The sequence below is a fragment of the Brevibacterium aurantiacum genome (assembly GCF_900169065.1).
In the GTDB taxonomy this organism is placed as follows: Bacteria; Actinomycetota; Actinomycetes; order Actinomycetales; family Brevibacteriaceae; genus Brevibacterium; species Brevibacterium aurantiacum.
This window is the reverse complement of the sequence record NZ_FXZB01000027.1, coordinates 34,788-46,002: the sequence shown is the minus strand read 5'-3', so window position 1 is coordinate 46,002 and position 11,215 is coordinate 34,788. Positions and strand designations below refer to the sequence as shown.

At 60.7% G+C, this 11,215-nt stretch carries 8 protein-coding genes; 7 read left to right on the top strand and 1 reads right to left on the bottom strand.

The features are described 5' to 3' along the window. Window positions 1-92: 92 nt before the first annotated feature. Complete coding sequence (locus BAUR9175_RS16365; RefSeq protein ID WP_257944361.1) at window positions 93-1,517, bottom strand: glycosyltransferase family protein; 1,425 nt, start codon at window positions 1,515-1,517, stop codon at window positions 93-95. 540 nt (window positions 1,518-2,057) lie between these two features. On the opposite strand from BAUR9175_RS16365, the gene BAUR9175_RS16360 reads away from it, so the two are divergent. Genes BAUR9175_RS16360 through BAUR9175_RS16330 form a run of 7 tightly spaced genes read left to right on the top strand, consistent with a single transcriptional unit; the run spans window position 2,058 to window position 11,167 of the window. Continuing rightward, window positions 2,058-3,974 carry a polysaccharide biosynthesis protein gene (locus tag BAUR9175_RS16360; protein WP_180959267.1) on the top strand — a complete coding sequence of 639 codons (1,917 nt, stop codon included), beginning with the start codon at window positions 2,058-2,060 and terminating at the stop codon, window positions 3,972-3,974. Further along, window positions 3,974-5,011, top strand: a complete 1,038-nt coding sequence (locus tag BAUR9175_RS16355) for an MraY family glycosyltransferase (RefSeq protein ID WP_101584541.1) — start codon at window positions 3,974-3,976, stop codon at window positions 5,009-5,011. The genes BAUR9175_RS16360 and BAUR9175_RS16355 overlap by 1 nt, the downstream gene beginning before the upstream one ends. Beyond that, on the top strand, window positions 5,008-6,369 hold the full coding sequence (locus tag BAUR9175_RS16350; RefSeq protein WP_101584539.1) for a glycosyltransferase family 4 protein: 1,362 nt from the start codon (window positions 5,008-5,010) through the stop codon (window positions 6,367-6,369). The genes BAUR9175_RS16355 and BAUR9175_RS16350 overlap by 4 nt, the downstream gene beginning before the upstream one ends. Then, window positions 6,366-8,111 carry a glycosyltransferase family 4 protein gene (locus BAUR9175_RS16345; RefSeq protein WP_101584537.1) on the top strand — a complete coding sequence of 582 codons (1,746 nt, stop codon included), beginning with the start codon at window positions 6,366-6,368 and terminating at the stop codon, window positions 8,109-8,111. Before BAUR9175_RS16350 ends, BAUR9175_RS16345 begins: the two co-directional genes overlap by 4 nt. Further along, the gene (locus tag BAUR9175_RS16340) at window positions 8,108-8,989 is read left to right on the top strand and encodes an ABC transporter permease (protein WP_101584535.1); all 882 of its coding nucleotides are present in this window, start codon (window positions 8,108-8,110) and stop codon (window positions 8,987-8,989) included. The genes BAUR9175_RS16345 and BAUR9175_RS16340 overlap by 4 nt, the downstream gene beginning before the upstream one ends. Further along, window positions 8,976-10,280, top strand: coding sequence for an ABC transporter ATP-binding protein (locus BAUR9175_RS16335; protein ID WP_101584534.1), 1,305 nt, complete (start codon window positions 8,976-8,978; stop codon window positions 10,278-10,280). The genes BAUR9175_RS16340 and BAUR9175_RS16335 overlap by 14 nt, the downstream gene beginning before the upstream one ends. Further along, the gene (locus tag BAUR9175_RS16330; protein WP_101584532.1) at window positions 10,277-11,167 is read left to right on the top strand and encodes a DUF6270 domain-containing protein; all 891 of its coding nucleotides are present in this window, start codon (window positions 10,277-10,279) and stop codon (window positions 11,165-11,167) included. The genes BAUR9175_RS16335 and BAUR9175_RS16330 overlap by 4 nt, the downstream gene beginning before the upstream one ends. Window positions 11,168-11,215 lie beyond the last annotated feature (48 nt).

The following is an 11,215-nucleotide window of genomic DNA, read 5'->3' as shown; positions in this document are numbered from 1 at the left end:
CAATGGTCGGCTCGAGCACCTTCGAGGATCGGCACTCGGGTTTCGTAACCTGACTCATTACATCGCGAGGTGCCTACTTGAGTCCGGTGGTTTCAGACCGGTTCTACACTCTTATTTACGATGAGCCCGATATCGCGGGACGTGAGGTAGAGGTAGTGTGCTTGTTTCCCGACGAGGTCTGCGCCCGAGTACCGAAGTGCGGCCAGCTGATCGGAAAGGTAGTGCGCGCCGTAGATATCGTCATCGTCCATCTTGGCGATGACGTCGCCTCCAGCCGCCGATATGCCGCGGTTGAGGCACTCGCCGAGCGATTCGGTTGAGTCGACCTCAAGGATCTGGAAGTTCTCGATTCCGGAGTCGGTAGCGCGTCGAGCGAAATCCGTAGGGACTGTGAAACCGTGGGCGACAAGGACGAGTTCCCGGTTGGCATGAGTTTGCTGAGCGTGCGTTGAGATGATCTTCTCGAGGTGCTGAGGCCGGTTGGTCGAAACGACTGCCGATACCGAGGCGCTTATCGGGTCCGTGTGGTCGATGGCAAGTGCATCCATAACGGATATAGCTCTATGGGTATACGTGTGCTCTGCCCAAATGCGCCGCTGAGCTTTGTGTACGGTTCGATCCCGCAACTCTTTGCTGCGTACGAGGGAGCGGAGCACGAATTCTGCATCTTCCTTGGTCTCTGGCTGAGCAACTTCGTCTATCGGGAAGAACGCCTTCGTCGCTGCGCTCGGTGTCGTCACTACGGGAGTTCCTGCCGCTGTGATCTCGAAGATGCGTCGAGCACACATACTGGGCGAGTCGACCACGGAGTTGACGTTGAGGAACACTTTGAAATATTTGTAAGCCGTCAGCAGGTTCCGGTACGGCAGGGACCCGACTACGTGCTCGGCCAACGCGCCCGGGAATTGATACCGTTCATCCTCGCCGAGGAAACGGGAGAAGATCTCGAGTCCGTGTTGCATTCGGCCCGAGACGGCGGCTGCGGCACCGAGGAGAAGGTCCATCTGCTGGCGGCGCTCGGGGAACTTGTGTGCGAAGTACATCCCCGCAAATGCAATGTCCCGGGCGGCGAAATTGTACGCTGGCCGCGAAGGATTGTGGATCGCCGGCTGAGCCGCGAACGGTAACGCTGCGACTCGATCATGACCCAGTTTGGCTTGATACTCGGGGATGAGCCGGACATCGCTCGTGAAGACGACATCACAGAGTTCGGCCAGGGGCAGGAAATCCTCGAAGTGCGGGGGATCCTCCTTGTTCCAGAAGACTGTTGGGATTTTGCGATGACGACACTCCGCCAGCAGTTCGACAACCTCGGGGCTTGGTCCGGCGGTGCCAGTGAGCTTGAACTTCCAGTCCCCACCATTGCCATTCCATGCTGATTCGATGAAGACGAAGTCGACCGAGCCCAACTGCGATTTCCAGCCATCGCGTTTCAGGGGGACAATCGCCCATTCGTAACCGAAGCTCTCCGCTGAGAACTCGTCGAGGATGGTGCCAACTCTGAGATCGTCGAACACAGGCCGACGATCGGAATTCGGAGCTGCAGGAAACGCCTCTAGCAGATTGTCCGCAGTGAGCTGATCGGTCGTCCGCCCGTCGGCAACTCCTTGGTGAAGATTTCGACGGCGCCTCCACTTTGAGAATTGAGCTGGGCCGCCGTGGCGCAGATGCCAGAGACCGGCCCGCAATGTGCGAAGAGGGGTTTGAGGCACAGTCGGATCCTTTCGACCTGATCAGAATCGCGCAAAGTCCTGTTTCGCAGAGACCCGGTTCAAGTAAGCGCGAGCGTAACGGGATATACCCGACTCTACTTGCAGTGGGGCAACCGAAATGAAACCATTTCTTAACGCTTTTAGCAGTCTCCCTGTGTGGAAGCTGACAAGCCCAATAGTACAATCAAGAGGTTGCAAGAAGCTCGGTCGGCTGCCGCGAGATGTACACGGCGCAATCGTAGACTGGGTTGAACCAAGCCATGTAAGACGAGGGAAAAGAGGACAGTGGGAAGCAACACAGGGCCCATTCCCTCACGGACCCCAATGAGGCGGCACGGCAGAGCCATGGCTCTGTCACTCATCGATGGTCTCGTCTTCGCGTTCCTCGTCGCATCGATGACGCTCGTGAGGTACGACTTCCATGCGTCTCTCGTCAATGTGCCGGGAATGCTCGTCTGTTCGGCGGTTGGTCTGATCGTCTTCGTCATCGGCGGGCCCCTGGCGATCTACCGCGGTCGCTACCGACGTGGTTCGACCGATCAGTTCGCAGCAATCGTGGGAACGGTTGCTCTGGGCGTCGGAATCATGTGGGTGGCCGAATTCGCCTTCGCCAGTAGACTGCTCATCCCGACCAGCGTCCCCATTACAGCGGGAGCGCTCATGGTCGTGGTCAAGAGCCTCGAGAACTGGATTCGTCGCAACTTGAGGCAACGCAGCCTCACCACGTCCGGTGCGTCCCGGCCCACAATCGTCGTCGGCGCGGGAAACCAGGGCATGCTCGCTCTCGATATGATCGCCCAGGATACTCACAATGAGTTCGTCGCTGTCGGCATCCTCGACGATGACCCGGCCAAGCGGCATCTGCGCTACAACGGAATCCGCGTGCTCGGGCCGATCTCCGACATCGCCATCCATGTCGATCGCACCGGCGCCGGGGCCGTTATCATTGCGATCGCTGACCTGCCGCCCGAAGAGCTCTCCCGGATCGCGTCGAATCTCGAATCCCGGCCGGTCGAGATCAAGATCATGCCGAAACTCTCGGACTCCGCGTTGGCACGTCCCGAGCCTGACGTCCATGATGTCGCCGACCTGCGTCACCGAAGCTTTCGGGATGTCAGTCTCGAAGACCTCATCGGACGCAAACCGATCTCGACGAATATCGACGACATCGCTTCGGCGATCACCGACAAGGTCGTCCTCGTCACCGGTGCAGGCGGCTCCATCGGTTCACAGCTGTGCCGTCAGGTCGCCCGGTTCGATCCGGCCCGACTCATCATGACCGACCGGGACGAATCCGGCCTGCACGCCACTGAGCTCGGTCTCGAGGGGTCAGCCCTTCTGACCAGTGATGACCTCGTCCTCGGAGACCTGCGAGATCCGCCATTCATCGATGCCCTCGTCGCCGAGGCGAAGCCGGACATCATCTTCCACGCCGCGGCTCTCAAACACCTGACTTTCCTTGAGCGTTTCCCGGAGCAGGCCGTGCGCACCAACATCGGAGCCAGCCTCGACCTGCTCAACGCGGCCGTGGCTCACGACGTCGATTCCTTCGTCCACATCTCCACCGACAAAGCCGCTGGTGCGACCTCAGTGCTGGGGCGGACGAAGTTCTCCATCGAACGGGCGATCGCCTCTGTGGCAGCCGCAACCGGGCGACGTTATATGTCGGTGCGGTTCGGGAATGTGCTCGGATCCCGGGGGTCCGTACTCGAGACCTTTGTGGCCCAGGTGGCGGCCGGAGACCCCGTCACAGTCACCGATCCCGAGGTCACCCGGTACTTCATGACCGCCGATGAGGCCTGTGAACTCGTCCTTCAGGCCGCAGCGATCGGCGGCCCTGGAGAGACCTTGGTCCTTGACATGGGCGAACCGATCCGCATCGCGGCCCTCGCCAAGAGAGTGATCGCGCTGTCAGGTCGCAGCGATGCGCAGATCGTCTACACGGGCCTGCGCCCGGGGGAGAAGCTGACTGAAGCCCTTCTGTCGCCCGGTGAGGTCGACAGCCGCCCCAACCATCCGCTGATCACTCAGGTGCCGATCGCTCCGATCGATCTTGAGAAACTCGGTGCCCTGGTCGCCGAATCACGTGACCCGCGGGTTTTCACTCACAGGTCGGGCCTCGAAGAGCACCTGACGCGTCTCCTCGACTCCGAGCCGGCACCGACCACCTGTGACGCGACGGAGGCCATCGAGCCGGCAGCGACAACGTCAAGAACCCCCGAGTCAGGCGCAGACCCCCATGACACCGGAGTCGGCCTCTGATGGCTCTGCAGTCGCTGGTGATCCTGGTTGTGGCCGCGGTGGTCACGGTTCTCAGCGCCCTCATGGCCTTTCCGCTGCTGCGTCGAGCGGGGGTCGTTGATGTCCCTTCTCATCGCTCCTCGCATACGCTGTCGACCGTACGCGGCGGGGGAATCGCCATCGGCTGCGGTATCACCGTGGCCACGATTCTCGCCATGGTCTGGAGCGTCAGCGAAGACGGGGTCTTCGGTCTCGGCGGCGTGCTCCTGGCGATCGGTTTCCTGGTCCTCACCTGGTGCTATTCGGCCATCGGGATGAGCGACGACCTCGACTCCCTGCGCCCTGCCGGGCGACTGATCGGACAGGTCATCCTGGCTCTGCTGTTCAGCGCGATCATCGCGATGTTCTCCACCCAGGGAATCGCCCACGTGATCGCCTTCGCTGTCATCGGAGTGACCACGGTCAACGCTGTGAACTTCGTCGACGGACTCAATGGCTATGTCACCGAATGGACCATCGTCACGGCCGGATGGTTCGCCTTCGTCGGTTCCTGGGTAGGAGAGAACGATATCGCTCTGCTGGCTCTGGCGTTGGCTGGTGCTGCTGTCGGGTTCCTCCCGTTCAACCTCGGTCGGGCCAAGGCGTTCCTCGGAGACACGGGAAGCTACGGGATCGGAGCGGCCGTCTTCGCTCTCGCGGTGTGGCTGTTCGTCCAAGGCATCCCGATCGTCGTCATCATCGCACCGATGATCTTCGTCTTCTTCGACGTCGGACTCACTTTGGTCCTACGGCTGTTTCGGGGAGAGAATATTCTCTTGCCTCATCGTGAACATATCTATCAGCAGATCCAGCAGGCGGGCTGGCCACACAGTTCCGTTTCGCTCTTCCACGCCGCGCTGAGTGTCCTTGCCTGCATTATGGCTGTCCCGACTCTCATCAGCGGAAATACGGCGACGACGTACCCGGCCCATGTGTTCTGGGTCGGATTGCTCGCCCTCTACGCGCTGTTGCCGCTGTGGCTACGGCGACGGGCGCTGAAAGAGACGATGACCGCATGAGAATCGTTCTGCTCAGCCATTATTGCTATCCCGAGGTCGGTGCACCGCAGCGACGGTGGCGGATTCTCGTCGACCACCTGCGCGCTGCCGGACACGATGTCATCACGGTGGCACCGCATCCCCATTACCCGTATTCCGACCGCAACGGGTTCTTCGGATCGAAGGTCGGGCGGGGCCGTCGTCGAGTCGACGTGCGCCTCGGCGGCACATGGGACACCGGCGTCGACGGTGAGCGGATCCTTCGCGTGCCGTACCTGCACAGTGGATCGTCGATGGCTCGTCAGCTGCTCGATCAGACGGTATCGGCGACGGGTGCGATGTCGGCTGTCATTGACCGGCTGCGGGGCAGAATGCGTCCCGACGTCATCGTCTCCACGACTCCGGCACTGCCGTTTCTGCTGGCGGGCGACACCCTGTCGCGACTGCTGCGAGTGCCGCATGTCGCTGAAGTGCGCGATGCGTGGCCGGACCTCATTTCGGAAATGAACTTGGTGACGGGAGCGGTCGGGCGATATCTTCCCGTGACGCTGACACGCGGCCTCGAGCATCGACTTCTGCCGGACCTGCTCACTCGTGCCCAACGGCGTGCGGCGGTCGTCGTCGTCACTACTGAAGGTTTCAAACGTCGCCTGGAACAGCGTGGAGTGACCGCCGAGGTCGTTCGCAGTGGAGTCTCACCGGCGGAGTTGGAAGGCGCGTCCGGCCTGACCGCCACGGGTGCGATCCCCGTTGTCCCTGTCCCAGATGAGACGGGCACCGCCGGCGACGTCGTCAAGGGCACGACTTCTGCCGATCGCCGAGGGCTCAACCTGCTGTACGTGGGCACTGTCGGTCGATCCCAGGATCTCAGCACCGCGGTTCGCGCCTTGGCCCGCACTGAAGGTGTGCGACTGCGCATCGTCGGTGGCGGCGTCGATACCGGCGAGCTCAAAACCACAGCCGCGGCGTATGGGGTGCCGGTCGAATTCCATCCCCAGATCGCAGGCGCCGAACTCGCTGCCCACTGGGAATGGGCAGATGCCGGATTGGTCAGCCTCAGCTCCCTCGATTCCTATCAATGCACAGTCCCGTCGAAGCTCTATTCGTTGATGGCCCGTCGAATTCCTGTCCTCGGCGTCGTCGCCGGTGAGGCCGCCGACATCATCACGCAGACCGCGGCGGGAGAAGTCGCGGTTCCCGGTGATGTCGATTCCGTAGCAGCGGCGATGTCGAGGATGATAGAACGAGTCGAAGCCGGTGAGGAGTTCGGATCGAATCCGCCTGGAGATCAGAACCCGCGCGACTGGGTGGTTCGACATGCTTCGGCCGCCGCAATGGGGCGCACTTACGAACGCGTCCTCGAGCAGGTGGTCTCGTGAACCTGCGCTTCCTCGCCCGACAGCTGACAAACGTCGTTGTGACGACGGTCGGACACATCAACGATGACCGCGTGTTCTTCGGTATGCAGTTGGCACGTCGCCTGCCGGGCCCTGCCTCGCGTTTCGTCGGACACACGCTCGGACGCTTGCCGGGCGACGCCAGTCGGGCGGCATCTGCGTGGCTGCTCGGACAAGAGACGGTGGCGAAGTCATTGGTCGCAGGTTCTCCCTCGACGTCACGCCTACTCGGCGAAATCGCACTCAATCTGGGACTCCTCGACGAAGCCGAATCGATCGCTGCTGCTGTCGCCGGTGCCCGCGCTCTGAGCTCACGTATCGAGTGGACCAAGGGACACATCGACGAAGCCATCGCAATTCTGCCCGACGGCGCACGCCGGACACGACTGATCGATGAACGACAGTGTCTGCAACCTCAATGGTGGCCCGAGGTTTCGAGCCATATCACGGCTCGTCGGATACGCGGCCATGCGGATCATGACCGAAGTCAGCATCCGACGGCGCTGCATGTGCTGACGAATTCCTTGCCGCATACCCGCTCCGGCTATGCGTACCGGTCACATGCCATCCTCACCACTCTGTCGGAGGCCGGCCATCAAGCGGCTGCGATCACGCGCCCGTCGTATCCCGTGACCGTCGGTCGCTTGAGCCAGGGGCCGGTCGAGGTCATCGATGGTGTCGAGTACATCCGTGATGTGCCGTTGAGACCCCGTCCCACGCCATCCGAACGGCTGAGCGAGCAGGCGAATCGCATCGCTGGAGAAGCGCACCAACGTGGTGCTCAGGTCCTTCACACGACAACGCATTACGTCAACGGCTTGGCTGTTGGAGCGGCGGCGGCTGCAGCGGACCTGCCGTGGGTCTACGAAGTCCGCGGTGTCCTGGAAGAGACATGGGCGGCTGCAGGTAGCAACCAGGAAGAGCGTTCTGCGCGGAGGGACAGTCAGCGCTTCGCGCTCATGCGGGCCAAGGAGATCGAAGTCGCATCGGCTGCCGACGCTGTCATCACTCTGGGCGAGACGATGCGTGCGCACCTGATCGCCGGGGGAGTGCCGGCTGAAACCATCACACTCATTCCGAATTCGGTCTCCGAAGCCGTCGTCGATACTGATGTCACCCGCACTCCGGCCGAAGTGAGAAGAAGCCTCGGCCTGCCCGACGACGGGGTCTGGGTCGGAACGGCGGCGTCAATCGTCGGCTATGAGGGCCTCGACGACCTCGTCGATGCCGTCGTCCTGGCTCGGAGCCAGGGCACGGATCTGCGTCTCCTCATCGCCGGCGACGGTGTCGCTCTGCCGGATCTGCGGGAGCGTGCAGCAGTTCTGGGTGAGAACGCAGTCTTCACCGGTCGGGTCTCTCAAGCTCAGGCAATTGAGTACCAACTCGCCCTCGACGCCATCGTCGTACCGCGCAAGGACGAGCCGGTCTGTCGTCTGGTCACTCCGATCAAGCCGATCGAAGCGATGGGTCTTGCGCGGCCAGTTGTCATCTCCGACCTTCCGGCACTGCGTGAACTGGTTCCGGACAGCGCAGGTTTGTGGACACCGCCGGAGAGCCCGCAGAAACTCGCGGAACTGTTGTCCGAGCTCGCCTCTGATGACCCAGCGAGGGCAAGATTCGGGGACAATGGACGAGCACACGTTCTTGCAACGCTCAGGTGGAAGGAAATCGGACGACGATATGGGCAGGTCTATTCTCAAATCGTGGGGAGTGATGCGCGATGAGTGAGGCGAAGAACCCCCTTGGGCTGAGTTCGATCCCGTCCGTGTCGAGTGAAGGCCTCGTGCCCGTTGGTCGACGGACGAGCCTGAGCAGCTACCTCGCCGCCTTGTGGAACCGCCGGCATTTCATCATCGCCGAGTCTCGAGCCAAGATGTCGAGCTCGACGCGGAAGAACTTACTCGGATACGGCTGGCTGTTCCTCAATCCCCTGCTGTCAGTGCTCGCTTACTGGTTCGTCTTCGGATTCATCCTGCAGACCTCACGTGGAATCGACAATTTCGTCGGATTCCTCGTTATCGGGGTGTTCGTCTTCGGCTATACAGGCAAGTGCATGACCGGCGGAACCGGGTCGATCCGATCCGGTGCGTCCATGATTAAGGGATTCCAATTCCCGCGTGCCGCGCTTCCGATCTCCACGGTAGTTCGTAATTTCCTTGACTTCATGCCGACTTTGCTCGTCATGGTCATCGTGCTCGCTGTCGTGCCCCCACTTGAAGTGATCACCTGGCGAGTCATTCTGGTCATCCCTGTCATTGTTCTGCAGACATTCTTCAACGTCGGTCTCGCCTGTTTACTTGCGCGTCTTGGTCACAAGATCCCGGACCTCACCAACTTCATGTCGATTGTCAGCCGATTCTGGCTCTACGGATCGGGGGTGTTCTTCTCCATCGAAGACCGATTGGGAAGTCACCCGGCGCTCTTGGAGGCAATGCAGTACAACCCGATGCACGCCTATCTGACACTTGTGCGCAATTCACTGCTCTACGGGGTCGATTCGGATCCGAAGATGTGGATCGTCGGCGCGGTCTGGGCCTTTGGCCTCCTCATCGTCGGCTTCCTGTTCTTCTGGAGAGGGGAGGAGAACTATGGTCGACTCTGAAATCCAGGAACCGAATATCATCGCGGAGAACGTCCAAGTCCGGTACACGGTCAATACCAACGATCCGAGCCAACGGGCTACGGGGCTGCGTCGACTTTCCAACGCAGTCGCCGGACGCGCAGGCCAGACGACTGTCCGCGCTTTGAGAGGAGTGAACTTCGTCGCGCGCGAGGGGGAGATGGTCGGTATCGTCGGAGCTAATGGCTCAGGCAAGTCGACGTTCCTCCGCAATGTCGCTGGCGTCGAGCAGCCCGACAGAGGCCGTATCCTGGTTCGTTACCAACCCCTCCTGCTCGGCGTCAGTGCGGCGCTCCAGCCAGCTTTGTCCGGCAGTGAGAATGTGCGCCTTGGGTGCCTTGCGATGGGGCTCTCGCCCGAAGAAGCCGAAGATGCCTTTGACTACGTGGTCGAGCTGTCAGCATTGGGAGCTGCGATTCACCGACCTATGGGCACGTATTCGTCGGGGATGGGCGCTAGGTTGCGCTTCGCCATCGCTTTGGCGGCTCGGCCGAAGATCATGCTCATCGACGAAGCCCTCTCGACAGGTGACGCAACCTTCGCCGAGAGAAGCGAACGTGCGATGGACGAACTCCTTGCCGAGGCAGGAACGGTTCTGCTCGTCAACCATGCCGCCAAAGTGATTCAGGAGCTGTGTACCCGCGCAGTGTGGATGCACCGAGGTGAGATCCTCATGAACGGTCCTGCCGAGGCTGTCGCTGAGAAATACCGGTGGTGGGCGTGGAATGTTGCCAAGGGCAAGGAAGATATCGCGGACAAACTCCTCGCCGATGTGATGAGTAACGCCGTCAAAGAAGAGATCAATATCCTCGAGCCCGAACTCATCAAGAATCCCATCCCGCGGCATGCAGCGCGCCCGTCTAAGAAGAAGGCCGCTCGGGCCCGCCATGTGAAGCGCCAGGACACGGTCGTAGTCGAAGAGACTCCGACTCCGATGCTGGCTGCTGCCGAAGAACAGGTCTGGCCGAAAACCTTCGACGCTGAGATGCCGAAGGCCAAGTTCCCGTCGTTGCCCAAACCTGCCTCTCAGGCGGTGAGCGCCCCACGAATTACCGATTCGCCTCCGTTGCGGCTGAATCCCAGGAAGAGCAGAGTCGTGTTGAGGGCAGCAAATCCAAATGATCGCGCATCGTCGGTTGCCGCTGCCGATGACTTCACTGGCCGCAGACTCGCTTCTCGCGCGCGCAAGATCGCCGACGAGCGATATGAGGAGCGGCAGCGCTTGCGGCAGGAAGATGAAACGTCTGCCGTCCATCAGGATTCGAACCGATGAAGATCGCAATCTTTGGTTCCTGTGTGAGCCGTGATACGGCGGAGTTAATGCCCGAAGCTGAGGTCGTCGCTTACGTAGCCAGGCACTCGGTGACGAGCCTGGAGTCTCCGCATGGGACAGCCGGAATCGATCTCAGCGACCTGACCTCCGCGTTCCAGAAGCGAATGGTCAGCAGTGACCTCAAGGGGAGCGGCATTGAGAGGATCGTTAAGAACGCTAGGGACCTCGACGTTGTCCTTCTCGACTTGGTCGATGAACGACGAGGATTCTGGAAGTTCCCCGACGGTACGACTATGACGAATTCGATCGAAGTCGAGTCTTGTGGTGCCGCGCGTGTAGCACGTCGCGACGGTGCTCGACTAATCGAATTCGGTACGGGAGAACACTTCGACCGGTGGAAGTCTGGGTACAGCAAACTGATTGCGGGGCTCAAAAACGCTGAGTTGTGGGAGAAGACAATACTGCTCGACATTGAGTGGGCCGGTGCATTCGACGGGGCCCTGCATCCGCACAGCGATAGTTTGGCCAAAATTGGTCGCAAATGGCGCCGACTACAACGCGGAAGTCGTGAAGCTAGCCGCGGTCTGTCTCGCGGGCAAGGGATCGCTGAAGCACTGACCAACTTGCGACACGTTCGTCCGACAGAAGCAGAAGAATATGCGGATAGAGCTGCGGCCGCAAACGCAGACTATGTCCGATACCGCAGTGTTTCCCAGTCGCTGGTCGCTTCAACAGTAACAAAGACTAGCAGTCAGGTCCGGATCAATAGAGAACACAAATGGGGTCCGCAACCGTTCCACTACCGCGACGAAGACTACAGATCGATTGTGCAAAGCATTCTCGAACTTGTAGCGACCACGGGGACGTCTTCGACGAACACTCAGTGAAATAGTAGAGGCGAAAATCGGCGCCAGACTTGACCAATTGTTGATTCC